General features: G+C 40.4%; 20 protein-coding genes. 8 read left to right on the top strand and 12 right to left on the bottom strand.

What is annotated here, in order from left to right; genetic code table 11:
• Nucleotides 1-313 precede the first annotated feature (313 nt).
• The 3 genes from QUE86_RS04020 (at nucleotide 314) to QUE86_RS04030 (ending at nucleotide 2,304) form a co-directional block, all read left to right on the top strand.
• Nucleotides 314-718 (top strand): hypothetical protein, encoded by a 405-nt coding sequence (locus QUE86_RS04020; protein ID WP_130050768.1) that lies wholly within the window; start codon nucleotides 314-316, stop codon nucleotides 716-718.
• Between the two features lie 3 nt (nucleotides 719-721).
• Entirely contained in the window at nucleotides 722-1,039 is a 318-nt protein-coding gene (locus QUE86_RS04025) for a helix-turn-helix transcriptional regulator (RefSeq protein WP_130050767.1), read from the top strand.
• 323 nt (nucleotides 1,040-1,362) lie between these two features.
• The gene (locus QUE86_RS04030; protein WP_130050766.1) at nucleotides 1,363-2,304 is read left to right on the top strand and encodes a sensor domain-containing diguanylate cyclase; all 942 of its coding nucleotides are present in this window, start codon (nucleotides 1,363-1,365) and stop codon (nucleotides 2,302-2,304) included.
• A 28-nt stretch (nucleotides 2,305-2,332) separates the two neighbouring features.
• Here QUE86_RS04030 and QUE86_RS04035 read toward each other — a convergent pair whose 3' ends face one another.
• Nucleotides 2,333-5,218, bottom strand: a complete 2,886-nt coding sequence (locus QUE86_RS04035; protein ID WP_130050765.1) for a M16 family metallopeptidase — start codon at nucleotides 5,216-5,218, stop codon at nucleotides 2,333-2,335.
• A gap of 246 nt (nucleotides 5,219-5,464) precedes the next feature.
• Between QUE86_RS04035 and QUE86_RS04040 the strand changes: the two genes are divergently transcribed.
• The gene (locus QUE86_RS04040; protein WP_130050764.1) at nucleotides 5,465-6,421 is read left to right on the top strand and encodes a methylenetetrahydrofolate reductase; all 957 of its coding nucleotides are present in this window, start codon (nucleotides 5,465-5,467) and stop codon (nucleotides 6,419-6,421) included.
• Here QUE86_RS04040 and QUE86_RS04045 read toward each other — a convergent pair.
• From QUE86_RS04045 to QUE86_RS04055, 3 genes are all read right to left on the bottom strand, one after another.
• Nucleotides 6,418-7,386 (bottom strand): sensor domain-containing diguanylate cyclase, encoded by a 969-nt coding sequence (locus QUE86_RS04045; RefSeq protein WP_167658766.1) that lies wholly within the window; start codon nucleotides 7,384-7,386, stop codon nucleotides 6,418-6,420. The two genes, QUE86_RS04040 and QUE86_RS04045, sit on opposite strands and share 4 nt — an antisense overlap.
• Before the next feature lie 48 nt (nucleotides 7,387-7,434).
• Nucleotides 7,435-8,670 (bottom strand): DEAD/DEAH box helicase, encoded by a 1,236-nt coding sequence (locus QUE86_RS04050; protein ID WP_167658765.1) that lies wholly within the window; start codon nucleotides 8,668-8,670, stop codon nucleotides 7,435-7,437.
• Nucleotides 8,671-8,765: 95 nt separating this feature from the next.
• Entirely contained in the window at nucleotides 8,766-9,467 is a 702-nt protein-coding gene (locus QUE86_RS04055) for a DUF3581 domain-containing protein (protein WP_250661163.1), read from the bottom strand.
• 538 nt (nucleotides 9,468-10,005) lie between these two features.
• Between QUE86_RS04055 and QUE86_RS20025 the strand changes: the two genes are divergently transcribed.
• Genes QUE86_RS20025 through QUE86_RS04065 form a run of 3 tightly spaced genes read left to right on the top strand, consistent with a single transcriptional unit; the run spans nucleotide 10,006 to nucleotide 12,283 of the window.
• On the top strand, nucleotides 10,006-10,407 hold the full coding sequence (locus QUE86_RS20025) for a DUF3019 domain-containing protein (protein ID WP_130050760.1): 402 nt from the start codon (nucleotides 10,006-10,008) through the stop codon (nucleotides 10,405-10,407).
• Nucleotides 10,407-11,096 carry a response regulator transcription factor gene (locus tag QUE86_RS04060; protein WP_130050759.1) on the top strand — a complete coding sequence of 230 codons (690 nt, stop codon included), beginning with the start codon at nucleotides 10,407-10,409 and terminating at the stop codon, nucleotides 11,094-11,096. Before QUE86_RS20025 ends, QUE86_RS04060 begins: the two co-directional genes overlap by 1 nt.
• On the top strand, nucleotides 11,093-12,283 hold the full coding sequence (locus tag QUE86_RS04065; RefSeq protein WP_130050758.1) for an ATP-binding protein: 1,191 nt from the start codon (nucleotides 11,093-11,095) through the stop codon (nucleotides 12,281-12,283). The genes QUE86_RS04060 and QUE86_RS04065 overlap by 4 nt, the downstream gene beginning before the upstream one ends.
• Here the strand turns inward: QUE86_RS04065 and QUE86_RS04070 are convergent.
• The 6 genes from QUE86_RS04070 to proB form a co-directional block, all read right to left on the bottom strand.
• On the bottom strand, nucleotides 12,267-13,109 hold the full coding sequence (locus QUE86_RS04070; RefSeq protein ID WP_167658762.1) for a MipA/OmpV family protein: 843 nt from the start codon (nucleotides 13,107-13,109) through the stop codon (nucleotides 12,267-12,269). The two genes, QUE86_RS04065 and QUE86_RS04070, sit on opposite strands and share 17 nt — an antisense overlap.
• 332 nt (nucleotides 13,110-13,441) lie before the next feature.
• Nucleotides 13,442-18,763 (bottom strand): S8 family serine peptidase, encoded by a 5,322-nt coding sequence (locus QUE86_RS04075; protein ID WP_286259351.1) that lies wholly within the window; start codon nucleotides 18,761-18,763, stop codon nucleotides 13,442-13,444.
• Between the two features lie 394 nt (nucleotides 18,764-19,157).
• Nucleotides 19,158-20,642, bottom strand: a complete 1,485-nt coding sequence (gene gltX, locus QUE86_RS04080) for a glutamate--tRNA ligase (protein ID WP_130050755.1) — start codon at nucleotides 20,640-20,642, stop codon at nucleotides 19,158-19,160.
• Between the two features lie 80 nt (nucleotides 20,643-20,722).
• The gene (locus tag QUE86_RS04085; RefSeq protein ID WP_054560852.1) at nucleotides 20,723-21,082 is read right to left on the bottom strand and encodes a glutathione S-transferase N-terminal domain-containing protein; all 360 of its coding nucleotides are present in this window, start codon (nucleotides 21,080-21,082) and stop codon (nucleotides 20,723-20,725) included.
• A gap of 66 nt (nucleotides 21,083-21,148) precedes the next feature.
• Nucleotides 21,149-22,123 (bottom strand): GGDEF domain-containing protein, encoded by a 975-nt coding sequence (locus tag QUE86_RS04090; protein ID WP_286259355.1) that lies wholly within the window; start codon nucleotides 22,121-22,123, stop codon nucleotides 21,149-21,151.
• A gap of 65 nt (nucleotides 22,124-22,188) precedes the next feature.
• A complete protein-coding gene (proB, locus tag QUE86_RS04095; protein WP_286259357.1) occupies nucleotides 22,189-23,292 on the bottom strand; it encodes a glutamate 5-kinase in 1,104 nt (367 codons plus the stop codon).
• 125 nt (nucleotides 23,293-23,417) lie between these two features.
• On the opposite strand from proB, the gene QUE86_RS04100 reads away from it, so the two are divergent.
• Complete coding sequence (locus QUE86_RS04100) at nucleotides 23,418-24,362, top strand: DMT family transporter (RefSeq protein WP_130050752.1); 945 nt, start codon at nucleotides 23,418-23,420, stop codon at nucleotides 24,360-24,362.
• Here the strand turns inward: QUE86_RS04100 and QUE86_RS04105 are convergent.
• The gene (locus tag QUE86_RS04105) at nucleotides 24,272-24,856 is read right to left on the bottom strand and encodes a class GN sortase (RefSeq protein WP_178927345.1); all 585 of its coding nucleotides are present in this window, start codon (nucleotides 24,854-24,856) and stop codon (nucleotides 24,272-24,274) included. The genes QUE86_RS04100 and QUE86_RS04105 overlap by 91 nt on opposite strands.
• Complete coding sequence (locus QUE86_RS04110; protein WP_286259360.1) at nucleotides 24,844-26,829, bottom strand: marine proteobacterial sortase target protein; 1,986 nt, start codon at nucleotides 26,827-26,829, stop codon at nucleotides 24,844-24,846. The genes QUE86_RS04105 and QUE86_RS04110 overlap by 13 nt, the downstream gene beginning before the upstream one ends.
• Nucleotide 26,830 lies beyond the last annotated feature (1 nt).

Raw genomic sequence — 26,830 nt, forward strand, 5'->3', positions numbered from 1 at the left:
ACTGCTAAGCCTTTAGTTTAACGGATTTGTAGCAAGATGTACTAACCCGTTATTTATTTGTTCTGGTTATATGTAATAACCAGAGTATCAAACCTTATTTTTGATCATTTGCAGGTGTTTTTAAATCAATCTCATATGACAGCTGCAAACTCTAATGACAGGCACGCGGTTTAATTAAAGTACTTATTTTTCAACAACAAAACAGATATGACATCTTGTCTGTCATATGCCAAAATAGGAACTGGCGTATTACTGACGGCGTAAAAAACAAAAATAATCATTAAATTTACATCATCAACTTAACAAGGAAACGATGATGAAAAACGACGTACTAAACTCACACAAATTAGGTTATAAGTTCTACTTTCAAGATGGTGATAATCAAATCGCATGCTTTGGTCACATCATGAGTGGTAAAGAAAAAATATATGTAAACGATGAATTGGTTAGTGAAAAGCGCAGCTTCGGTTTTAAAAGTCACCACGACTTTAATTACCAAGAGAATGCTTATGCAGTCGAATTTGAGATGCAAAATATACTAACAGGTAAGCTTGAATGCTCGTTTTACAAAGCAGGTAAATTAGTTCAACAGAGCACACAGACTTCACTTACAGATAACCCAAAGCAAGTGGCTATGGTTACCTTAGGGTGTTTTATTGGTGGAGCAATTTTTGGTTTTGCCCTAATCACGTTAATTGAACCGTTCATTGGGAAGTAAGTAATGCAACTGAACCCTAATACAATTAAAGCATTGAGGCTTAAATTCGAGTGGACGCAGCAACAACTGGCCGATGCCTGTGATGTAAGCCTACGAACCATTCAACGAGTTGAAAAAGAAGGCGCTGCGTCAAAAGAAACTACCATGAGCTTATGCGCAGTGTTTGAAGTACGCCAAGGTGAGCTCATCAAGCTCGATGACGAATCAACTAATGACAGCAAAGCACACGCAGTGAGTAAGCAAAACCTAGCTGTAATCGTAGCGACTTCTTCGTTTATTAGTTTCGCCCTTGGTATGGCAACAGTATTTGTTATTTTTTAGGAGTGAAATATGACCAAAGAACAACGCGGCTATGCCACACTTATCGGCTTTGTAATAGTAACCATGCTATTTGCGCTAGGTGTTAAAATTGGTTCTATACTTTAGCATTTCCTGATGCTTTACTTAGAGACTTAGGCCAACTGTCAGAACTGAACTTAAAATGCAGTACTGACAGCTGTTAACTACATGAGCTAAATAGGAGCTTTACACTCCCCCTTCAGGACTCTAGCAAAACACTTTTATGAAAGCTTTAAGCGTAGCTTAGAGGAAAATTCGCCATTTATTGCTAACCTTAAATAACTAAGCACTGGCTAGGTTATAAAGTGGTTGAATCAAAAGAGTTTCTAAAGTTAATACTCGATACTATCTCTGAGCATATTGTGGTGATTAATGACTCGGGGGATATCACATTTGTAAATCGCAGCTGGCTATCATTCGGCGATGAGAATGGATGCGAGTGTAACACTCAGTGGGAAAGTCAAAACTATCTAGCTATTTGTAGATCAGCTGCGGCCCATGGCGATGAGTTTGGTGAAAAGGCCTACACCGGAATAAACCAAGTTATCAATCAACAGCTCGCAGAGTTTTACTTGGAATATCCTTGTCATAGTGATACTGAAAGCCGCTGGTTTATGATGCGCGCAGTACCTTTAAAACTTGGCAAAACAGATTATGTTGTGATCAGCCACTTAAATATTACTGAACGTAAACTTGCCGAGCAGCAAGTTCGAGAGCTTGCTCGTATCGATGGTCTAACGCAAGTTGCTAACCGACGTCATTTTGATGATTTTTATTCGCAAGAATGGAGTCGCTGTGCACGCTTAAAACATCCCTTATCCATAGCGATGGTCGATCTTGATAACTTTAAGTCTCTTAACGATAACCTTGGTCATCTAGTTGGTGATAATTGCTTAAAAGAAGTGGCAAAACTATTGTCTGAATTTACTCGCAGGCCCAGTGACTTGTGCGCAAGATACGGCGGTGAAGAATTTGTTCTAGTACTTGGTAATACTCAAAGCCATAATGCTCAATTACTCGTAACACGTTTTATGACAAAACTTGCTACGCTAAAGTTGGCTGAACTGGCTGGCTACCCATTAACAGTAAGTGTCGGGTTAGCCACGCTATATCCTAGTAGTTGTGATGATGCCATGTTACTCATTGAAATGGCTGATAGCGCGCTTTATCAAGCAAAAGAAGCTGGCCGAAATCAACTTGTAGTTGCTGATAACATCGAGCCATTAAGCATAGAAAAATGCCCCTAAATAGGGGCATTGATTAGTTAATTAGTAATTATTGAAATACTTTTTCGACATCAAGTACTTTAATATTTTTCGCTGGTATTGCAAGTTTATAGTCTGCAATCACTTTATCTTCAGCAACAAGTTCTGCCGGTTTTTCAGCGTTATACACCATAGGTGATGTTTGCTCTGATGCTAAACGTTTTTGCATATCTTTGCCGTCACCGGTAATAAATACATAGTGAATATTCTCGGTTTGCAGGTTATCGCGAATAACGCGGTTAACATCATCAAGGGTTAGCTTTTCAAGCTTGCCGCGCACATAGTCTACAAAGCTCTCTGTGTTATAGAACTCACTATCAAGTGCATAGCCTAATTGACGATCTTGGCTTGCAACCATTTGCGGCACAAAGTTAATTAAGAAATTACGAGTCGCTTCAAAATCTTCCTTACTAATGCCATTTTTAATTAGCTTATCAAGCTCAAATAATGCCGTACGTGTTGCAAAGTGAGCATCGTTATTAGAACGCAGCGGGCGTAACCATACTTGGAAAATTTGCTCTGAACGACCTAAGTTAGCATCTGGTTTTGTTTGGAACATACCACGTGGGAAGTATTCGATGTATGCATAGTCGCCGTAGTTCATACCACGGGTTTGACGAATGCGTTGATATAAGAAGCTGTTTGAACTGCGGTGTTCACCAAAATAAGAGCGAACTAACCAAAGGGCTGTCCAATCATCGCTGCTACGAATTGTATCAATTGGGAAACCAAAGGACACTGCGGTAGATTGCGCTGATTTCTCAACAATAGTCGCATGATGACCTTTAAGTACTGGCGCATCAGGGATCATTAAACGGCTTTCTTTACCTTGTGGAAGTTGGGTTAAATCTTTCATCATTGTCGATTTAACATCACTTGGGATAGCACCAATTAGACCCACTGTTAGTTTAGATTGTGTAAACTGGCTATTATAAAACGCTTTGACGTCATCAAGTGTCAATGCTTCAAGATCTGATATGTCACCGTAGTTATAACTTTCGTAAGGATGACCTTTATAAAGCTGATGATAAAGCACTTCTTTACCTAGTTCCTCATCATTTGACGCTTTAAGGCCCGCTTTAATGCTATCTATAAGCTCTTTTTTCAGACGCTTGAAATCATCTTCTCTAAAGCCAGGGTTTAACAATTGATCGCTAACAAGCGCATACCATTTCGCAGCATTATCTTTGTGTACTCGACCACGAAGTGAAATCATCTCTTTATCAAGTTGATAACCAAAGCTTCCCGCCAAAGGATATAAGGCTTTCTTAATATCTTTATAGCTCATTGATTCTGAACCACCTTGCGCTAGCATCGCGGCTGTTAGCGCCGCTAAACCTTTTTTGCCTTGTGGATCAGCTGCCGCACCGGTATTGAATAACCAGTTTACATCAACCAGTGGTGAACTATTTGTTTTATCAAGTACTTTAAAATGACGTTCTGTTGGTGCTTGCTCGATACTTGCCACCGCTGCATTTAAATCAACTTCCTGCTCAAAACCAGTTACTTTATCAAGCGCCGACATTGTCACAGTGGTACGGCTTGAATCAACAAAATACTTGTTTGCTACTGCTTTGATATCTTCTGGAGTGATGCTATCAGCAGTGGCGTAAAGTTGGTTAATAACTTCAGGGTCGCGCTCAAAGTGCATGTAGCTTGCAAGCGTTGAGGCTATTGATTGCGATGAATCAAGACCATTGATAAAGCTGTATTTTAAGTTAGATTTTAAATCAGCTAACTTTTGCGCATCAACTAACTCAGTACGTGCTTGTGCATAAGTACGGTTAATCGCATCACGGGCTTTAGCAAGATCAGCTTCGTTTTCTACTTTTACAAAAACATGTAATAAACCGGGGTCTTTAGTATCTGGGTTATAGGTAAACATTTGACTGGCAATTTGTTTATCAACAACAAGTTCTTGATAAAGTGCCGAGTTATTTGAGAAATAAAGCTGCGAAATCAAATCAAGCGCAGCACGGTCTTTTTGAGTTGGATCCCATGCTGTGCCTTTGTAAGACACTAGTAACCAATGACCCGGTAAACCATCATATTTTTCATGAACGTACTTAGGTGCTTGTTGTTTCGGTTCAGTTGGAATGTCGGCTTGGTAATCACCTTTTTTCCAGTTACCCCAATGCTTTTTCACCATTGCCATAGTTTCTTGTGGATCAACATCACCAACAATGACTAAAGAGACGTACTCAGGCTTATAAAACTTAGCGAAAAACTCTTTACCATATGCCATTTGATCAGGCATGGCTTCGATGTCTTCAAAAAAGCCCATCGTGGTGTGTTTATATGTGTGCTTCTCGAATGCTTCGTTACGAACGGCAGAAAGTAACTTACGAATTGGGCTAGCATTATTCTTTAAATATTCACCTTTTACAGTCAGTGCTTCAGTACGGAACTGCTCTTCGCTGTAAGTCAGGTTTTGGAAAATATCAGCTTCGATTTCGAGTACTTTATCTAAGTGCTCTTTTGAGAAATTTAAGTGATAGTTAGTGTAATCGTTGGTCGTATACGCGCGATTATCAACACCTGAGTTCTTTAAAATATCTGAATAGACATCTTGCGGGAATTTTTCAGAGCCTTTAAACATCATATGCTCAAAGAAGTGTGCAAAACCAGTTTTACCTGCTTCAACTTCATTACGTGAGCCAACCGATACCGGAATTTGCAGTGACACAACATCTGGGTAATCGGTTTTTACTACCATTACGCGAAGGCCGTTCTCAAGCTCTTCTAATAGGTAATCTTGGCTAAATACACGGTTATCATCTTGGCTTACTTGCTGCTCAATTTCGACTTCTTTAACCATATTTGACTGTGAGTTACTTGCGCAGCCACTCAGCGCAAGTGTTACAGCAAAACTGGTTGCTAATAATCTAAATTTCATAATGTTCCCTTGTTAGTTATTTTTCTCATAATGATTGCAGCTTGATTATGCATCAAAGCGCCAGAAAATATGAGGGTCAGGGCAATAATTTATGTAAACAGGTGTGTCAATTTCGTAGAACACCTCACATTCAACTTGAGTAAAATTCATAGTCATTGAAAAACTTTCATCAGAAAAATCTATCTAGACGTCTAAATGGCTGCTATATTGTTTACATAGACATTAGCACAAGCTGGAATGAGGATTATGGCTTTATCATTACAAGAGAAAATTGAAGACACCAATCAAGGCGTCTACCTTATCGGTACCACACCACCAAAATCAGGTACTGATAAAGCCATGCTTGAAACTATTGCCCAAAAGCTACTAGGTCGCTTGCACGAAATTGAATACGATGGTGTGATCATTTACGACATTCAAGATGAAAGCAGCCGAATTGCTAAACCGCGCCCTTTTCCGTTTAAAGAAACGGTTGATCCACGTGAATATAGTCAACTACTTCGCAGCCTCTCACAACTGGATGTAATCACTTATAAAAGTGTTGCCCAACGTGGTGAAGCTGAGTTTACCGAGTGGTTAAATGAAACTCGAAATGATTTTGAATTAAAGAACTTAGTGCTAGTAGGTAGTCCATCATCTCATGGTGACATCAAATTAAGCCTTTCTGATGCTTATAAAACGCTAGTAAAACAGAATAGCGATGTATTTTTAGGTGGCGTTACTATTGCAGAGCGTCACGCTAGCAAACGTAATGAACATGAGCGTTTAGTCGAAAAAACAGCGCAAGGCTGTAAGTTTTTCATCTCACAAGCCGTTTACAATGCCCAAGCGACTATTGATTTGATTACCAGCTATGCCCGCAGCTGTAAAGCACAAGGCACAACCCCAAAGCGTATTATTCTAACGTTTACTCCATGTGGCGGTGAAAAAACCTTAGAATTTATGGAGTGGTTAGGAATTTCGGTACCAGAGGCGACTAAGTACCGTATGTTAGATTCGGCAAATACATTGAGTGAATCGGTGCGTATTTGCCGTGAGAATCTTGACTTAATTTTACAAAGCTGCGCGCATTTAGATGTACCGCTCGGTTTAAATATCGAAAGCTTAACTAATCGTAAAGAAGAAATTGATGCGTCAATTAACCTTTATCGTTTACTTAAAGCGACCATGGAGCTGAACCTAGCTGAGAAACAAATAGCTTAACGTGCTGCCTTCGAGGCTTGCTTTTTCTCATACATATCTTCATCTGCTCGTTTTAATAGCTCAGCAAAGTTTTCTTTTGGCTGAGCTATCACCCCAGAACCAATACTTAAACTCGTAACTGGAATGCCCCGCTTTGCTAAATTAGATTGATAGGTGGTGTTGAGCTTATCGGCTATGCTTTCTATGCAATCACCTGGCTGAACTTGCAATAAAGCAATAAACTCATCGCCCCCTAAGCGGCCAATAATATCGGTTTCACGAAGACACTCTTTCATAGTGTCAGCTAAACAAATAAGCGCGAGATCGCCAACTTCATGGCCGTAAGTATCGTTGAGCGGTTTAAAACTGTTTATATCAATAAACAAACAGCTAATGTCAAAGCCAAGACGTTTCGATATATTCAGTTTATGTTGACAAAGTAGGTCTATTGCGCGGCGATTATAAATATTGGTAAGTGAATCGAGCATGGCAATTTCACGCATCTGCGTAAAATTATCTAACAACGCAAGGTCGTCCTCAACCATATCGCGAAGTTGCTCTATTAATTCTAAAAAGCTCTGTTGATAGTGAGTCTGCTTAAAATCCATTACACAAAATGTGCCAAACGGTTCACCATTAGGCCAACTAATAGGTACGCCAAGGTAAGATTCAAAACCATCTTTCACTAGTGGGCTATCATCCCACTGAGAGTCTTTACTTGCATGATCAACATAAAGTGGTGCCATATCTCGCACAACTTTTTTACAGAAGATATTATCGTCAGCATTTAATTCAGCCCCTGCTTCATAGGGGTTTTCTTGCTGCTCACTGGATACAATAATACGATAAACATTGTCAGTTTTATGGACGATAAAACCCGCAGGAGCAGAAAACAACTCAGTCATGAGATTAATTGTTTTCTGCCACTTTTCTAAGGAAAATTGTTTATCAGCGCGGCGAAAAACCCACTTATTTTCTTCTAACATACTAAACTCTCAACTTTAGCCTGAGGATAGTATAAATATATGCCAAATTTAGGAACGTCTCCTACTTTTTTGCCCTAAGATACGTTTTTTATCACGCGAGCGCCGTGCTTTATTTGTATTTTTACGAACCTGTTTTGGCTCTTTGGTTAAATCAGGCTCATATCCTGGTAACCACTGTGGAGTAAGTCTCGTGTCGAGTAAGATATCTATTTCATCCAGTAACCATTGCTCATCAATACTAACCAGCGACATCGCCATCCCTTTCTCGCCAGCACGACCTGTACGACCAATACGGTGTACATAATCTTCGGCCACATAAGGCAGTTCGTAATTGATTACATACTTTAACGAAGCAATATCAAGGCCACGAGCAGCAACATCTGTCGCTACCAGTACTCTTGTTGCACCGGATTTAAAGTTATGTAGCGCTTTATCTCGTGCTCCTTGGCTTTTATCACCATGAATAGATTCAGTTTTTAAACCGTCTTTACACATTTCTTTTGCAAGCACATCAGCGGTTTGTTTAGTACGAGTGAATATTAGTACTTGCTGCCAATTCTTCATACCGATCATATGCGATACCAGTTCACGCTTACGATCTTCATCAACCGCATAAACTAGCTGCTCAACTTCAACCGCTGCTGAGTTGCGTTTATTTACTTCAACTAATTTAGGATCATTCAATAACTGCTTACTTAGCTTAAAGATGCTGTCGTCAAATGTTGCTGAAAACAGTAAGGTTTGACGATCTTTTGGCACGTGACGCAAGATACGATTGATCTCGTCAATAAAGCCCATATCAAGCATGCGATCAGCTTCATCGAATACCAAAGCATTAATACTAGAGAGCTTAATACTGCCCTTGATCACATGATCAAGTAAGCGCCCAGGTGTTGCGATGACAACCTGTGCAGCTTTTATGGCTTTAATTTGTGGGCCAATACTGGCGCCGCCATAAGCAAGCGCCGCTTTTATATCTGTGTGCGCAGCATAGCGCTCTACACTTGCAAATACTTGCTGAGCGAGCTCTCGGGTGGGCGTTAAAATAAGTACCTTAACAGCATCAGGGAGTACTTCAGCAGACATCAAGTTGTGCAGTAGTGGTAAAACAAAGGCGGCTGTTTTGCCCGTTCCGGTTTGTGCACTGCCCATTACATCAGCTCCCGCTAAAATGAGTGGGATGGTTTGCGCTTGAATTGCTGTGGGGGTGTGATAATTCTCTTCTTGCAAAGCACTTAGCAATGCAGGTGCAAGATTTAACTCTGAAAAGGTCGCTACTGACATATTCTGAAGTACATTTGGCTATAAAAACGCTATTGTACGCTGAACATCAGCAACAAAAAAGGCGCAATGAGCGCCCTTTATAGCAAATGTAGAGATTACTCTGGTTTAAGTGATTCTTTACGGTGATTATAAAAACTAATTAAGTCATCAACCGTTGCTTGGCAATAATCACGAATACCAGATACAAGCATGTGCTTTTCACCTGAGCCTACTTTCTTGCCGTTTTCTAAAAGGTTAAAGCGAAGCGTAATTTTTCCACGCTTGCCAGTAAATTCAAAATCAGGTTCAGCAAATTGTAATTCAGGTGCGCTAATATCAAGACGATCTAGGTTAATCAGCATTGACTCGTAAATCACCATAGGGCGCGCAGGGTTGATCATCACGTCTTGCTTACCCATTAATGGGATGATGACATGCGGAAACGTAGTACCAGAAAACTCAACATAATTTTTAATTAAGCTATTCGTTAATTCTGGACACTGGCTAACAGCACCTTCTCGTTTAACTTTTAGCATTACTTTTTCGCCATCGGTAATCGCAAATTCATCAGCACCATCAGGGAAAGTTAGCTTTGAATTTTCATCAACCATACCAGCGAAAGTAAACTCCATTTTTTCACTTATGCCGTAACGGTTTAAAACCAGCGAAAAAAGTAAATCGCCCGGTACACAAAACTTTTTAGCGTCTTTATCGTGTAACGGATTGAAATCATCAGCCACTAATTTGGCGAAACGACAGCCTTGCTCACGTGAGATAGAAACGTAATCAGCATGCTGCTGATAATAAGGACTTAACATAATTGTTCACTGCTTAAACTACTTATAACCTGACTATACTACCAGAAAAATAGAAAATAGAGGTCGAATCTGTTAATTATAAATCACGAACTTAGGAGATGTTTAATGACATCAGCTAAAATATTGGTTTCGATAGGCTAAATCTAAATTGTATCAATTTGTACGAAAGGATTAACAAATAAAGCAGATTAGTAAACACTTAGACTCAGCTAAACATAATGAAAAACTATTAGCTAAAACTAAATATAAATTCAGTTTTCTTTTTAAAACAACAAACTAACTTTTTAAACATTAAGAAATATGCCAACAAGCTGAAAATACAGGCTTTGCATAGCACCTATTTGTAGCTACAACGATAAGTAAGGTATGATAGAACCGCTTTTTTATCGTGTAATCGCCGCTCATAGGCTGCATAAATAACAATTATAATAAGCGGCAAAAAAATGAGTACTCAAAGTGAGTTGAGCAGATTACATCAATTTTCGATGGTTATTGTTACTTTGAAGAAAAGACTATTAAAAAACAGAGACTTGGTTAGATGATATACCGATTAAGTTGGCTATTGCTGTTTTTTTGTCTTTGTTTTTCGTCGCTTTGCTTAAGTGATGACAATCCTGAGCAACCTTTTTTTAAAGTCTCTCCCACCGTGTGTGTGACAGATACGAAACAAAAGGTCTGTGAATTTAATATACAAATTCATTTTCGAATTGCTCCCTTTAAAGAGCTTTGTTTAGAAATAACTCAGCGTCCACAGTATACGCAGTGTTATAAACAAGGAGGTTTAATTAGCGAAAAGTTTAAGATTAAAACTGAGCACCCACTTACTGTGAAATTAATAAATCCATTGAGTAATCAGGTTGTTAAACAACAACTACTCTCAATAGCAAGCTATGAAGCTAAAGATTACCGAATAAAGCGGCGCTTTGGCTGGAGTTTATAATGCAGCATATTTTTATAATTGAAGATGATGTGAAATTAGCAAGCTTAATTCAAACATTTTTGTTAAAGCATGGCTATACAATTGATGTGTTTAATACTACGGAGGCTTACCGTAGCAGTGAAATCACCTTCATGCCTTCACTAATTATTTGTGATGTTATGCTACCGGATGGCAATGGCTTTGAGTTAATTTCCCAGTTGAAAGAAAAATACAGTTGTCCTGTCATTTTTTTAACAGCGCTGGACTCAGTACAATCACAAATTAAAGGTTTGAACTTAGGCGCCTATGACTACCTTGTAAAACCCATTAAGCCTGAACTGTTATTAGCTAAGGTTAAAACAATTATCGCCCATACTGTTGGCCAAGATAACTTTTCACATCAAAGTGATATTTTGCGTATCGACACTAAAAAACGTGATATCTACTTTCATAATACTGCATTGAACCTCAATGAAAGTGAGTTTGAGATCATTGCCTATCTAGCTAAAAGCACACCCCAACCGGTTTCTCGAGAAGTATTATTTAAGCATGTTATTGGTCGTGAGTATGATGGACTTGACCGAGCTATTGATTTAAAAATTAGCCGTTTACGTAAAAAGCTTAAAGAAACCATTAGCAAACATAAGGAGTCGTTGGATATTAAGTCTGTTCGGGGTAAAGGATACAGCCTGGATATTTCAAAAATATGAAACAGCAATTTTTTAAGCTGTATTTAATTATCACTGTCAGCTTAATTGCCTTAGTTTTGGCTTTTGGTCAGCTTTATAATCAATTTTTCTCTGAGCAGATACCGAGTGTGCAAATCAGCGTCGCAGAACTTGCGCAAATCGCAGAGCAAAAAGCATCTAGGATCAGTACCTTTAACCAAAACGAACTTGTGTTACCCGATTCATTGCAAGCTAGTTTCAATAAAGATGGCATTATCAGCGTCACCGAGAATAATCAGCAGTATATATACCTGAAAGGAAGTTTCGGCAGCATTCAAAAAATAGGCCCTATTTCCTTGATTTCACAAGCAAAGACTGACTGGTTTGCATTTTTTGCCTTTTACTTTTTACTTGGTGCCATGATCTTGTTGTTCATTCGCCCTGTATTTCGTGATTTGAGTTTATTACAACGCGCAGCCTACCACTTTAGCAAAAAGCCACAGCGGATAGAGCTAGATATAAAACCTAATTCATCTATCGCGCCATTGGCTAGCACGTTTACCCATATGTCTGAGCGCATTAATAAATTTGTGCAATTACATAACGATTTATCACGCATTATTTCTCATGAAATTCGTACGCCTCTTACCCGTATGCGATTTGCTTTATCGATTGCAGAGCTAGAATCACAAGAAAGTAGGCAAATAGAACGCGATATCGATGAAATTGAATTACGTTTAGAGCAATACTTATCGTTTGCTCGCTTAGAGCACCAGCAAAGCGTGTTTAATCAGGAGAAAGTTAACTTAACTAAACTTATCAATACGGAAGTAGCTAAATTCGATTTATACAAAGAACTCGAATTCATTTCAGCGCTTGAAGTAGATACTGCCTATTGTGAAGCAAGCTTTATGGCTATTGCAGTGCAAAATTTACTGATCAATGCCACTAAATACGCAAAAAACACTATCCATATAAGCAGTAAAGAACAAGCGGGCTATTACCTTATAAGTATTGCAGATGATGGACCTGGCTTACCAATTAATGCAGATGCGCTGATTGAGCCTTTTAAACAAGGTGAAGGAGATAAGTTGGCTAGTGGTTATGGATTAGGGCTTTATATAGTTCATCGTATTGCCAGTTGGCATGGCGGTAAAATAAGCTTAGCCAATTGCCCACAAACGGGCGGTGCACAAATCACAATACACTGGCCTAAAAGTGGTAGGTAATACCTGTAAAGCCTGAGAAGTATCCGTTTTTATTGATCATGTTTGAATTGGCTAAGTTGCTGTCTAGCCATGTATGTTTGAGTTTGAAATCAAGACTGAAACTATCGCTGATCGGATATTCATAGCTCACTTTCAAATAGTAGTTGGTGGCACTTTCTAAATTGTAGCTTAGTAAGCGGGTTTTACTTTCAGTTGGGTAAACTGTGTAATAATAGTCAATCAACTCTTCATTTTTGTAATTAATGCCCGCCTCAATACCAGCAGTACCAGAAAACAGCTCAAATATTTGGTAGCCGTTAAACAAGATTTCATAACCATTATGAACATTGGTCACATCGTTCACATAAGCTGCACTTAACCAGATGTCATCATAAACGTTTACAGCAGACGATAGCCCAGCCATATAAGAAAGGTCACGCTCTATGGGCGTTAGCTCAATGGGTGAAGCTGTTGGTAAAGTTGGTCTTCCTGAACTCGATCTTACAACACCTACCGCATAAAGTTTATCTACTCCATCAAGCTCAAAGAAAAAGCCATCGTCATTAAAGCGACCAAGTAAATCGACATAAAACTTTTCTGTTTCATATAAACTGTAGCCAACAGAAAAGTCATCGAAATACCAATTATCACTGTAATAAGCAAAGCTTGGCAGAATTGGCGAAGTGACGTCATCAGCATCAAGTACTGGGTTTTCAATACCCCCATAGCCAACTGTGATGCTGGCATGTATTGTCGACTTTTTAATTAATTGCGGCTGTATACCTTCAACCTGCGCAAATGCAGTTGATGCAGATAAGCAACACACTAAGCCAAACAATTTCTTCATTAACCCAATTCACCTTTATGTCATAACAAATAATTATTATGACAACTTAATACTACTAAAAACTTTTTAGTCTTTACCCAATCGGGAACGATCATATCGTTTGCACGCATCTTTGTATAATTTTTTTACCATACAAAGTGCACAAGGCACCCCTTTTATACCTTATCTTTAAATTAACACACTGAAAAAAATATAAAACTGCCTGTACATTTTGCTACATAGGTTTTCAATTTTAGATATTCTTTTTGGTTATTAATAAATGCCCATTAGGTTTTACTAGACGCAAAAAAGGGCCCTAGGGCCCTTTGTCACATAACATACTTAGGGATTTATTAGTTTCGTTTTACACGGCGACGAACACCTGCAAAACCTGCTAATAACATAGTTAACCAAGCAAGTGAGCCACTTGATGATTTCGCTTTTTCTTCAGGAACCACAGTTGTTTCTTGTGCGGTTACCGTCACAGTTACACCAAGCTCCATCGCTTCAATACCATCACTTACCGTTACAGTAAACTGATGCTCACCAGCCGTTAAACCTGATACTTCAGTGATTGCTGATGCTGGGCTTGCTATTGCACCTGGGCCTTCCCATGAGAAAGTTAACTCATCGTTGTCTAAATCATGTGATGCAGATGCATCTAAAGTAATAACGCTGCCCTCAGTAACTTGCTGAGCACTTGCTTCAACAACTACAACTGGTGCGTCATTAACAGCTTCAACCGTTAACATGAAGGTTGTACTTGCAGCATCTGATGGATATTCGATATCAGACACCATTACAGTTACTTCTGTTTCACCAGAGAAGTTCTCGTTTGGTGTAATCGTTACTGTATCGCCATCAACTTCATAGGTAACATCATCAGAAATTACTGAGATTTCATTCTTCGAGTTCTTCTCATCAATGTGATGAACTTCAAAGCTAATTGGTGTTTCCTCAGTAGTTACCATGTCATCAAGTGCAACAACAGTGATATTACCCGGAATTGCCAGTGTCGCTGTTGAAATCATGTCATTAAGACCTGAGATAGCAGCTTTCGCACCAACTTCAAGTGTTTGACCTGCTGCCGAAGGCATAACTTCAGCCCATGCAGTCACTTCAAACTGTGATGATTCTGGACCTATGTAATCCATACAAACAACATAATCATCGCTAATTACTTCATCTAGGTTGTTATAAGCAATTTGGATACCACGGTAATTTTCAAGTGGACCATACTCATACTGCGCACCACGGAAACCTTGTAAGCCGATACTACCTGCAGGACGAGTGCTGCCAAAATCTAAATTATCGTATGCGTAGTAAATTTCATGTTCACCTTTACCAAAACGAGTATTAGCATTGAATAACACTTGGAAGTCAAATGAGTTATCACGTTTTGTATAAGTGTATTTACCCGTAGAGCGATCATAAACAGGGTTGTCGTAGTCTGATGCGTTATCCCACTCAACGATACCCCAACCTGTTGTTGTGCTTGCAAGTGAAATACCTTCGTCAGACGATAAGCCAACCGACATTACAGAGCGTAATAAACCGTGGTCACTAAATTCCCAACCACGCCATAATGGACCCATGTTCTCATATGGGAATGAGTTATAAGGGAACGGATTATGCACAGGGTAGAAGTAACGGCTGCCATTGGTGTTTACTGTACCCATACCACGAATTTGAATTATCGAGTTTTGGATATTAGTATTTTCAGCATTATTATAAAGGCTGAATGTGTCGTATGCGCCATTATAAAAACTAGCAATTGGGAGTGAATAACCCATGCGAGAGTTGTACAGGTTATCCTCATCAAAACCAGATAGCATAGGCATAATACCGAACTCTGCCAAGTCAACATAGCCACCTGGGTTTGAGTTACCAAAATCAGGCGTACGGCACATTTCATCAGTGATGTTATCGGTTACGATATAGTCAGGCTCAACATCGCGAGTATCCGCTTGTGTGCCAGTTACAATTACTTTGCCGTCAGCAATTTCAACATTGATTTCAGATGCTGTTGAAACCATTACGTTTTCTGCTTTGATATCAAGACCTGCAGGGATATCAAGTTCCAATGAGAACTCACGGTCTACACCTGAGTTATTCGCTAACACTTCAAACGTGTAAGGTACCATATCGCCTACTTTTGCACCTGTATATGGCGCATCAAGATGAGCAACGTCATTACCACGATTAAGTTTAAATGGAATAGAACCTAGGTTGCCATGGTTTACTGCCGACGTGCCTACATCAAGAAGTGAGTAGTACACACTGTCAGCATCAAGGTCCATATCCCAGTCAACAGTCATTTCAACAGTATTTTGACCATCACTTCCTGGAAGGCTCGCAGTCATACCTGAAGCAACTTGGTCTGAGACAACCGCTGTTGCAAGTTCAAAGGTTTCTTCAACTGCACCCACTGACGCTTTATTCGGACTATAAGCAACAACCCAATACTCGCCTTCTTCTGGGTTATTAATATTACAGAAGTTTTTATAAATCTTGTGGTTAGATGCACACAAAATTTCATCTTGTGGCTGAACAATCCCATCACCATTGTAGTCTTTACCTACATAAATAATAGGGTTTAATACATTCAAGGTGCCTTCTAGTTCAGATTCAACAGCAACAGTTTCTGCAATAAAACGTTTTGAGTTAGCTGGTACTGTCACAAACTTAGTAAATGTTGCTTCATCTAAAATATCAGCTGTATCCACATCACCTGTGCGGTTCATCGTCCAAGGGAAGGTACGTTCATCATCTTTTGGTAAAGTCACCGTTGTGATATCTGCTTTTACTGGCTGATATGCACGTGCTACTGGCGCTTCTACATTTGGCAATACAATGCCCTTAGCAACATATGTTCCCTCATTAGAGTGAGCTGTCGTCTCTAATGATGATGGTAAGTTACCACGGTCATATTTGAATGCCACAGGCCAATGCGCATCAGGGATATTCGCTTCTTCGGCTTGGAAAACAAGGTTTGTATGAAGCTCAACTTCAGAGTTACTGAACCAATCTTGGGTATCCATGATTGATGCTTTAACAATGATTGTTTGTGTTTCACCTTTTTTCAGCGTGAAGGTTTTCGGGAAGATATCAATGTTCACACCGTTTTGAGCTGATTGTGAATTAACATCAAACGCCCAGTTTTCAACATCTTCATGACTTACAGTCCACGTGCCATCTTCAGTTGCCTTAATGGTACGAACCCACTGACACTCTGGCGCACATGAGAAGTTAACAAGGTTTGGTAAGTTTAATTTATGCGGCGTACCACCATTGTATGGATCTGCTGCTAAAAAGTTATCAGCAGTTTCATCCATAACAAAGCCAGCCTTTGCTGCTAATGCTACATTAATTCGACCAGCACCAGAGCGATAAGTTTTCGCATCTGCAACCACATCATTTTGGTCGTTTAAACGGTGATATTTAACAACATTCTCAGCTGTCATTGATAATGCTGATTGTACTTCAGCAGCAGTCCAATCAGGGTGAACCTGACGAAGTAATGCCATTGAACCGGCAACATGTGGTGATGCCATCGACGTGCCGCTGATTGCCGCATAATCTTGACCATGCGGCGTCACGAACGGATGCTCATCAGAGTAAGCTGCGTAAATATCTACACCTGGTGCAGCTAGAGTCGGCGCTAAAACTTCAACGTTTGAGTATGACGGACCACGTGATGAGAAAGTAGCTAGCCAATCCGCATCTTCAGCATCCACACGACGCTCAATTACGGTTGGTTTAATAGTAACCATGTGGCCTTTCTCTGAATAGCTATCTACCCAGTCTTCTAAACCATCTTCTGGGTATACTCCATTCCATTGATCATATGTAAAGTGAACACCTGGTAATGAATAGCTTTGAGGAACAGTACCTTGATCACGGTCACGGTTAAACAGGATAAAACCATCTGCACCGCCTGCTTTAACATGATCTACTTTTGCGGTTCGCGCGTTAGCTTCTGGGTCATTGGCATCATGGCGCTGACAGATAACAATAACATTCGTGCTACCATCGGCCGCACCTGCGATTTCAGTACCATCTTTGTAGAAGTTAAAAGTATTTTCTGGGTAATCTGCAGTACAGTAACCGTTGTAATCTTTATAGCCATTTACGTCTTCGTAATCTTTAGCCCAAACAACCACACCAGTAATTTCTTCACTGTTGATTGATCCCCCAACAAGCCCCATTTCTGACCAGCTTGGTACTTCTGAACCTAAAGTTTCGTCCGCAAAGCCTGCAAACTCTACCGCAGTTTCAACAGCGACAGTACGACCATGAGTTGTTGCAGCAACTTGTGCAAGCCAAGGTGAAGAGTTATCAAGATAACCAAAACATTCTGATGAACCACAAGCTTGACCACTGTTACCAGCCGCAGCTGCAACGTTGATACCCGCTTCTCGTGCTGCTAAGAATGCTAGTTGCACTGGATCTGCCCAAACATTTGAATCTGCACCGCCGATTGAGAAGTTGATTACATCAACACCATCCGATATCGCATCTTCAATACCTGCAACAAGTGCCTCGCCGGGACAGCCAACGTATTCATCACTTGATGGGTAACATACTTGATAAGCAATAATATTTGCGTGCGGTGCCACACCTGAGATTTCAGGGAAAAGGTCTTCTTTTAAAATATTACCATCGGTATTTTCACCGTAGCTTGGAAGCATAAATGGTACGTTCTTAACCACGTTACCAGCAGCAGTTGATGCAACATGCGAACCGTGACCTTGATAATCTTCACCAATTGCTGGCCAACCAGGGATCATGGCATCAAACGAATCAGTGATCACATCATAAGAACGCACACCGATTAATTTATTATTACATTGAATTTCTTCAGGTTCTTCAACACAGTCACCTACATAAACGCCCGCACCAAATGGGTTTTCATGTTCGTAACCATCACCGCCAACGGCCGCAAATGATGGATGATCTGAGTTAATACCTGTATCGATGATACCAACGATTTGACCTTCACCTTTGCCCTTGATGCCACTTGGAACGCTTGAACCATCCCAAACTTGATCTGCGCCAATGTGCTTAGGACCTTCATCTGAAAGCAAGTCATAGTTCTTAGAGCGCATCACAGAAACAACCGCACCAAGCTCAGCAACGCGCATTGCTTCTTGCTCTGTCATTTTTACAGAGAAACCATTTAATGCTTTAGTGAATTGACGACGCATCTCTGTACGGCCTGTCACGGCTGTGACGCTTTGCATTACAGTGCGTTGTTTTGAAAGCAATTTATTTTGATAATCAGTTACGGCAGAGACTGCCGCTTGACCTTTTTCGAATACTTTTGAAACGCCTTGTGCTTGAAGTGATTGTGATAATGGCGAGGTTAAATCGCGTGCTTCTAGGGCAACAGCATTATCACGTAAACGAATGATGTAAATATGTTCGCCATCAATGCCTTCTTCTTTAAATTTATTAGCTTTGCTGTTTAGCTGAACATTAAGACCATCGTTTTGCAACATGCTTGAAGAGTTACCTTGACTAAGCTCTTTGCTAAACGCTTTTACTTCTTCAAATGTAATATTAGGTGCTTTTAATTGGTGTTTGACTAGATTGTTATCAACACCCACTGCGTGTGCAGCACTGGCACTATAGAGAGCTGCAGCGACAGCGATCGAAAGTGTTTTGACTTGCATAAGTATCCCCTGGATAGTTAGTTAGAGTAATTATTCAAGCTCTGTGAACATCCATTTCACTGCTTGCGACTACAATATAACCACAGGGTGTTTTAAAACTGTTGCAAATTCGTGTAGCGTTTTGTACACACTGTTAACATTGAAGTTACTTTGTAGAGGGAAAAATATTTTTAAAAACCCCATTCCTATTGAATGTTATAGGAAAGCTGCACGCGAATAGTTTTATAAAAACGAAGGAGGGTTGAGTAATCAACAACTATTTTCTTGTTACTGATAAGGGGTTCTTGCCTTAAAATAGACCTCTTAATTAAGCATGTTGTTAAAAGTGTGAATTAGCTTGATTTCAAAAACAAAAAACCGAGCATAAGCTCGGTTTTTGCAACTAATTGTACGATTAAGCTTGTGGATAATCGCGGTATGCACGCTCAATTTTTTTCGCTTGCTTTTTAGACACACCTAAGTGTGCTAATGCAACACGTAAACGAGCACGCGAAAGATCTGAGCCTAAAATTTCCATTGCATCAAGTACTGATGTTGATGAAGTCTTACCTGTGATAGCCACAAAAATTGGCTCAAGAAAGTCTTTAATCTTCAGTTCATGGAAAGTCGCCACTTCTTTTGCGATTGCAAAAATCGCTGGTTTTTCCCAACTGCGTAAGCCTTCTAATTGCCAGATGAAGAACTGTAATGCTTGACGGATTACGTCTTCATCAGCTTTACCTGCTGTTAATAGTGCAGGATCATAGCTTGGAATACCACCCACAAAGTGACCGGCAAGATCAACCATGTCAGAAAGCGTATTAATACGCGTTTTTGCTTCTGGCAATACTTTCGCGAATAGCTCTGAATTAAATTTCCAATCAACAAAACGTTGCATTAATTCTGCATCAGATAAGTTTTCACGGATCCACATACCGTTTAACCAGCTTAACTTATCAATATCAAAGATAGGACCACCAAGCGACACTCGTTTCATATCAAAGTGTTCAATCATCTCTGCTAACGTGAACTTTTCACGCTCGTCTGGCATTGACCAACCCATACGGCCTAAATAGTTTAATAGTGCCTCTGGTAGGTACCCCATTTCTTTGTAGTAATTGATTGAAGTTGGGTTTTTACGCTTAGATAACTTTGATTTATCTGGGTTACGAAGTAACGGTAAGTGACCTAATACAGGCGCTTCCCAACCAAAATCTTCATATAATTTTAATAGCTTAGGCGCTGAGTTGATCCATTCTTCACCACGGAAAATATGGCTAATTTGCATGTGGTGATCATCAACAACGTTTGCAAGGAAGTAAGTTGGGAAACCATCAGCTTTAAGTAGCACTTGCATGTCTACATTTTCCCATGGGATCTCAATCTCGCCACGCAGATAATCGTTAAACTTAAACGTACCCTCGCTTGGGATCTTCATACGTATTACGTAAGGTTTACCAGCTTCAAGATTCGCTTTAATTTCATCTTCAGAAAGATTTAAACCACGACCGTCGTATTTTGGGCGTAGGCCTTCTGCCATTTGCTCTTCACGCATTTGGTCAAGTTCTTCGCTCGTTGCAAAACAGTAAAATGCTTTACCTTGCTCAACTAGCTGATGCGCAAATTTCTTATATAAATCGCTACGCTCAGATTGACGGTATGGACCAAACTCACCGCCTACATCTGGACCGTGATCCCAGTTCAAGCCTAACCATTTTAAGCTATCCATAATAGCTTGCTCTGATTCTGGTGTACTACGAACTTGGTCTGTATCTTCAATACGTAGCACAAACTCACCGCCTTGCTGCTTAGCAAAACAGTAATTAAATAATGCGATGTATGCAGTACCTAGGTGCGGGTCGCCAGTTGGTGACGGAGCAACACGGGTGCGAATTGTCATGGTAATATCTCTCAAAAGACAATTAAAAATTTGCCCAAATGCTAGCACAGCACGGACTATAATCGAAGTGAAAAGCCGCCTTATGCAGCGACTTTATCTAAATAAGCAATGATATCGTTTGATTCATACAACCAAGTTACTTGGCCGTTTTCTTCAATACGTAAACATGGTACTTTAACTTTTCCGCCCTGCTCTAAAAGCTCTTGGCGAAACTGCTCGTTACCTTTTGCATCACGGGTTTCAACTGATAGACCTTGGCGTTTAATAGCACGACGTACTTTCACGCAAAATGGGCAGGCCTTAAATTGATATAGCTTAAATTGTGATGTTACTGAATCAAGCGCCGCTTGCTCAGCTGCCGGACGCTTTTTACTACGTGGTGTGAATACAAAATCAAAAAACAAAATGATGCGGCCTAATAACCAACGAACGAACTTCATCTCACCTTCTCATAGGGTTCTAAAAATAGTGGGCAATTTTAACACAGCAAAGCGCGCTGCAACACCTTAAAACAACTCTATTGAATCATCATCTAGAGGTTGGCTTTGTTGGATATCTAATTCGGAATAAGCAGTAACGCAATTTCGTCCACTATTTTTAGAATGGTATAGGGCTTGATCGGCTTTTTGTACAAGGCTTGCAACCATTTCAAACTCGTAAACCGGCATAAAACCACTACTCACAGTTAAATTACCAACCTGAGGAAATGGGTATTCTGCAACACAACCTCGAAAACGGTTAAGAGCATTTCGTGCATCTAACTCGTCACTTGCTTGAAATAACACGGCAAATTCTTCACCGCCATAACGAAAAACGTAATCTTCAATGCGAAAGTTATTTTTTAATAGTTGTGCCACTAACAAGATAACTTCATCACCAATAACGTGGCCATAATTATCATTCACACGTTTAAAGTAATCAATATCGACTATAGCCAGATACCAATGACGATACTTAGAGTCAAGCTCCTTGGTATGCAATGAGGCTTCTGAAGCTATTTCAATTACTTTTTTATCAAAGGTCTGTCTGTTAAGCAGTTCAGTTAAAGGATCTAATTGAGATTTATAAAGCAAAGATACCTGATTGGCATATATATTAAGCATGTAAATAGCTAACATACTTACACGCTCTGAAAGCTCTTTCTCTGACTCAATTACTAACACACCAATAACGTTACCCATGAAATAAATAGGCACATAGGTAGAAACATACCCATAGTTACGGCTAATACGAATTTTATTACGGCTGACTTTTTCGATGAGCTCATTGACTTCATGTTCGCTGAGCTCTTCGATAACAGAATCTCTATTTAAAAGTCGTGCTGGAAGGCCTGGTTTAAAGAACTTATTGATATAGATAGCAAAGCGAGAGAATCCTTCTAACTCAGTCACGGCATTAATTAGTGCCCGATCCAACCCTAACTCATCTTCTTGCTGCGTAATATCTACAACCCAGTCATGTCCGCAAGGGTTAGCTGCCATCTATTAAAGCCTCAAAAGCTGTTTCTCACTTTAGTTTAGTTAACTTTATCAGATTTACTAAAAAACTATAACAAAATCATATCATCTCGGTGAATTACTTCACTGCTTGATGCAAATGTAAGCAGCTCAGTAATTTGCGATGAATGACAACCTTTAATTTGATCAATTTCTTGATGGTTAAAGTTTACAAGTCCTTTAGCAATGTATTGCCCCTGACTCGACACGACGTCAATAAAATCACCGCGCTCAAAACAGCCACGTACAGTTTTGACTCCTTTCGCTAACAAACTTGCGCCACGCTCTTTAAGCGCAACGATCGCTCCATCGTCTATTACCAACTGGCCCGTACTTTTTGGCCCTGCAAGTAGCCATTTTTTACGGCCATCTTTTGGTGCCTTTAGTTTTAAAAAGCGTGTGCCTGGGAGCTCATCGGCCATGCAATTTAGAATCACATTTTTACCCGCGCCTTTGGCGATAATTACTTCTACACCAGCGCGACGTGCAATATCGGCAGCTTGCAGTTTGGTAGCCATACCACCGGTACCTAGGGTGGTGCCACTTCCACCAGCGAGTTCTCTTAGCTCATCGTTAATGTGCTCAACTTCATTAATGAGCGTTGCATTAGCATCAGAGCGAGGATCGCCTGTAAATAAGCCTTCTTGGTCAGTTAAGAGTAAAAGCTTTTCTGCATTCGCTAAAATTGCCACTAAGGCTGATAGGTTATCGTTATCACCCACTTTAATCTCGGCGGTTGCCACGGCGTCGTTCTCGTTAATAATTGGCACCACATTATGTGCAAGTAGCGCATTTAAGGTATCGCGGGCATTTAAGTAACGTTCACGGTCTTCTACATCTGCACGTGTAAGTAACATTTGCCCAACATTCACCCCATACAAAGCGAACAGACTTTGCCATATATGAATAAGCTGGCCTTGGCCGATAGCAGCAAGCATTTGTTTTTCAATCAAAGAACGACCACAGGGGGTAATTAGTTGCTCACGACCTGCAGCAACCGCGCCGCTTGATACTAAAACAACCTGATAACCCTGTTTTTTTAATTCGCAACATTGGCGAACAAGTTCAACCATGTGCGCTTTATCTAATTTGTCGGTACCGCCTGTCAGCACACTTGTGCCCAGCTTTACAACAACGACGTGTGGTCTTTGCATTTGATTCTTATATTCTGCATATTGAGGTAGTTTGGGTATATATATACCAGCTAACAGTTTTTGAACAAGTTAAATAAATTCATGCTAGGATCGCGTTCTCGTTTTTTTACTCAATAGCGACACCTATGCCAGCCAGTTTATGCTTAATTATCGCGACCTTTTTATGGGGCAGCTCCTACATTGCTTTAAAGCACGCAATCAATATTTATGATCCTGTGTTAGTCATTTTTTTAAGAATGCTAACCACGTTATTGATTAGCTTATGTTTATGGCGCTACATAATCCGTTTTGAGTTTAAAAAAGGTGACTGGAAGTACTTAATTGGTATGTCACTAGCTGAGCCTTGCTTTTATTATTTATTTGAGGGCCATGCACTAGAATACACTTCTGCATCGCAAGCAGGGGTAATTGTCTCTTGCTTGCCAATTATTGTCGCTATTTTGGCGTTCTTAATATTAAAAGAGTACATCAGTAAAGCCATCGTCGTTGGTTTTACCTTGTGTATTGGTGGCAGTATTTTATTAACGCTATTATCACCAAGTACTGAACAAGCCCCTAATCCACTGCTTGGTAACTTTTTAGAGCTGATGGCGATGGTATGCGCCGCATTTTATACCGTGAGTGTAAAACACTTAGTAGCGCGTTACTCACCGCTGACCTTAATAGCAATTCAAGGGTTTAGTGGTAGCTTGTTCTTTGCGCCTTTTTTATTTTTTATCGAATTACCAAGCGAAAATCAGCACGATTTAAGTGCCCTACTGAGCATTTTATATTTAGGTTCTTGTGTCACTTTAGGTGGCTATGGCATGTACAATTACGCCATCAGTAAGGTGTCGGTGTTAACCGCTGCCGCTTACTCAAACCTGATTCCAATTTTTGCGTTAATTTTGTCAGCCATTCTACTAGGCGAAGTACTAACCGTATGGCAATGGGTGAGTATTGCGGTAGTATTCGCCGGTGTTATTGTTAGTCAGCGCCATCAAGAACTCAAAGTTGACGTAGACGATAATTTATCAGCCGACACCAGTAGCCTAAACTCAGTTCCAGAAGCTAACGAGTCAAAAGGGTAACAGGTTAATAAATAAAGGCCTGATTGAGCTAAAAAGTCCTGTTCGCTTTGATGAATAATATCTATGCTGCGAACTTGATAGTGTTCAATCTGGCCATTTTGCAATTGCACACTGAACTGCTCACCCACTATAACATTTTTTAAAAATGCAAAGTGGGTGTCGTTATGGCCAGCTATTAACACCCCTTTTGAGCTGCCAAGTTCACCGCTTGGCAAAAAGTGCCCGGGGGCAAACGCGAGGTTTCGCCCCGATGCACCAGCAAGTACTGTCAATTCTTGCTGCTGACTTGGCCAATTTATGTGTGCGGTGACATAACCATCGGCGTAAAACCATGGCCTTACTTGCTCATAAGGACTCAGCAAAGCTTGCTGCCAAGCCGACTCAATTAACACCTGAGCAAGCCAAGCCTTCGCCTGCATATATCCCCCATTAGCAAACAATGCGATACCTAGTAATGCGCAGCAAACTGGCAGCGCTTTTTTTAGCGTCGCCATTGCCATAACCACGAGGATGCAATCAACATCAACCCCAGTAGCATAAACACCCGGCTTTGTCCGTCGGTTTGCGGAAGTGTCATGCCGTTCGGTAGTTTGTTTCGTACTTGCATTGAACGCTCTGCAATCTCATTACCCGCATAGTTATCAACCGCAATAAAAGCTGTAAAAGGGCTGAGTAAATGATGCTGAAGTGCCAATGTTTCGACTTCTGCGCGTACCGCCTGTTTTTCGTTATATAGCAGCAGAGACTTAATTTTTTGTCTTGCCCAAAGCCTTGCTATACCTTCACCGCTTGCGGCATTATTCGTTGCTAAATTAATAGTCATTGGCCCTGAATTTGTTTGCCCCTTTAACGTTAAGTGCTGACTGCCATCAAGCTTTACTGCAACCAAAACAGGCTCAGAAAAATACAGGTCCGGTAACGGCGATGGCCAATATTCAAGTGCACCTTTATCGCCTTCAAGAGCAAGCTTTGTAACAGCGGGGTGTGCCAGCTTATTAAAAAGCAGTTGCATTTTTGGCTGTACTTGACTGGTACTACTAATAAAAGTGAAAGTACCACGGCCAATATCGGCAGCCCTAGTCATAAAAAAGCTATTAGGTGCGCTGCCGATACCGACAGTAAAGAGCCTACTGTCACCTAAACCCGTTTGAATTTGCTTAAATAGCTGCGTTTCATTACCAACACTGCCATCTGTTAAAAACACCACTTGGCGTACAAAACCATCATGCTGTTTACCATCAAGTACCTGAGTCAGTGCTTTTGCTATTTCGGTGCCACCATCTGCTTGTAAACCATAAATAAAGCGCTCTGCGCGGCGGATGTTAAAATCATTGGCAATCATAGGTGTATCACTTAATACCGACACTTCGTCATCAAAACCTATAATGTTAAAACTGTCATTTTCATCTAATAACGATAAGGCATAGAACAGGGCTTGTTTGGCCTGTTCCATAGATTGACCATGCATTGAGCCAGAGGTATCAATAACAAACACCATTTCACGCGAAAGGCGTGCCTGCGAGGTAAAGTGATCGCTTGGCGGCACTAACATCAGTAAGCCATATTCTTGCCCTGCTACTGTTTCGGTAAAAAATGCAGCTTGTGAATGGGCTTTATCAAGGGGTTTAAATTCGAGCTCAAAGTCTCTATCCATTGGAACATCACGATTAAGTGATAATTGGTACTGACCAAAGCTTGGATTATCGATTTGCATGCCCGCTAAATTAGCGCTGATATCACTCAGTTCAAGGCCAATATCCATCGAGATAACAAGGTTTAAGCTCGCATCAGACTCTTGGCTTTTCGCACGGTAAAAAACAGGTTTTAACCAAGCTGATGCCACTTGCTCTGTGTCAGTTGTTGGCTCAAACTTTTTCTCTGTATTAACTGTTTGCTGAAGCGCTGCCGTCAAAGGTTCGTAACGCGGTGTAATCGCTGTAGGAAAACGCAATGAAAATACACCATCACGAAAACCGATGATCTCCTGATATTGCAAGGTGATTTCAATTTCTTCACCAGCTCCAAGGTTTGCCACATCGGTAGAGAAAATATTAGCACGTTGCTGACGCACTAAAGCGGCACGTTTACCCTGCTTTTGAGCTTGCTCAAATTGCTGTTCAGCCTGCTGCTTAAGGGCAATATTGCCTGTGATAATACGCTCACCAATTTGCATTTGCATGGCATGAACAGCACTTTCATCAGGCAACGGAAACACATACCGGGCATTTACCGAAAATGGGTGCGGGTTTTGATAACGCTGTTTAACAACAACATGATTAATAAGCCCGGTGAGCGTCATAGTGACATCGTTTTTCACTAATAAACCCGACGACACTTGGCTATTTGAGTCATCATAAAAACGCAGTTCGGCACTGGCATTTTCAGCAAATGCTGGATTAACGGCATAGCCTAATAAGAGGATAAAAAGGCTCCCAAAAAGAAGCCTTTTGGTACGGTTACTCAACATA

The organism is Pseudoalteromonas apostichopi, from assembly GCF_030297135.1.
In the GTDB taxonomy this organism is placed as follows: Bacteria; Pseudomonadota; Gammaproteobacteria; order Enterobacterales; family Alteromonadaceae; genus Pseudoalteromonas; species Pseudoalteromonas apostichopi.

Excerpts from the sequence above, each read along its gene's own strand:
- QUE86_RS04050 (WP_167658765.1), bottom strand. The coding sequence starts at position 8,670 with ATGTCAGTAGCGACCTTTTCAGAGTTAAATCTTGCACCTGCATTGCTA.
- QUE86_RS04025 (WP_130050767.1), top strand. The coding sequence starts at position 722 with ATGCAACTGAACCCTAATACAATTAAAGCATTGAGGCTTAAATTCGAG.
- QUE86_RS04055 (WP_250661163.1), bottom strand. The coding sequence starts at position 9,467 with ATGTTAAGTCCTTATTATCAGCAGCATGCTGATTACGTTTCTATCTCA.
- QUE86_RS04070 (WP_167658762.1), bottom strand. The coding sequence starts at position 13,109 with ATGAAGAAATTGTTTGGCTTAGTGTGTTGCTTATCTGCATCAACTGCA.
- QUE86_RS04065 (WP_130050758.1), top strand. The coding sequence starts at position 11,093 with ATGAAACAGCAATTTTTTAAGCTGTATTTAATTATCACTGTCAGCTTA.
- QUE86_RS04100 (WP_130050752.1), top strand. The coding sequence starts at position 23,418 with ATGCCAGCCAGTTTATGCTTAATTATCGCGACCTTTTTATGGGGCAGC.
- gltX (WP_130050755.1), bottom strand. The coding sequence starts at position 20,642 with ATGACAATTCGCACCCGTGTTGCTCCGTCACCAACTGGCGACCCGCAC.
- QUE86_RS04105 (WP_178927345.1), bottom strand. The coding sequence starts at position 24,856 with ATGGCGACGCTAAAAAAAGCGCTGCCAGTTTGCTGCGCATTACTAGGT.
- QUE86_RS20025 (WP_130050760.1), top strand. The coding sequence starts at position 10,006 with ATGATATACCGATTAAGTTGGCTATTGCTGTTTTTTTGTCTTTGTTTT.
- QUE86_RS04060 (WP_130050759.1), top strand. The coding sequence starts at position 10,407 with ATGCAGCATATTTTTATAATTGAAGATGATGTGAAATTAGCAAGCTTA.
- QUE86_RS04085 (WP_054560852.1), bottom strand. The coding sequence starts at position 21,082 with ATGAAGTTCGTTCGTTGGTTATTAGGCCGCATCATTTTGTTTTTTGAT.
- proB (WP_286259357.1), bottom strand. The coding sequence starts at position 23,292 with ATGCAAAGACCACACGTCGTTGTTGTAAAGCTGGGCACAAGTGTGCTG.
- QUE86_RS04045 (WP_167658766.1), bottom strand. The coding sequence starts at position 7,386 with ATGTTAGAAGAAAATAAGTGGGTTTTTCGCCGCGCTGATAAACAATTT.
- QUE86_RS04110 (WP_286259360.1), bottom strand. The coding sequence starts at position 26,829 with ATGTTGAGTAACCGTACCAAAAGGCTTCTTTTTGGGAGCCTTTTTATC.
- QUE86_RS04040 (WP_130050764.1), top strand. The coding sequence starts at position 5,465 with ATGGCTTTATCATTACAAGAGAAAATTGAAGACACCAATCAAGGCGTC.
- QUE86_RS04020 (WP_130050768.1), top strand. The coding sequence starts at position 314 with ATGATGAAAAACGACGTACTAAACTCACACAAATTAGGTTATAAGTTC.
- QUE86_RS04035 (WP_130050765.1), bottom strand. The coding sequence starts at position 5,218 with ATGAAATTTAGATTATTAGCAACCAGTTTTGCTGTAACACTTGCGCTG.
- QUE86_RS04090 (WP_286259355.1), bottom strand. The coding sequence starts at position 22,123 with ATGGCAGCTAACCCTTGCGGACATGACTGGGTTGTAGATATTACGCAG.
- QUE86_RS04075 (WP_286259351.1), bottom strand. The coding sequence starts at position 18,763 with ATGCAAGTCAAAACACTTTCGATCGCTGTCGCTGCAGCTCTCTATAGT.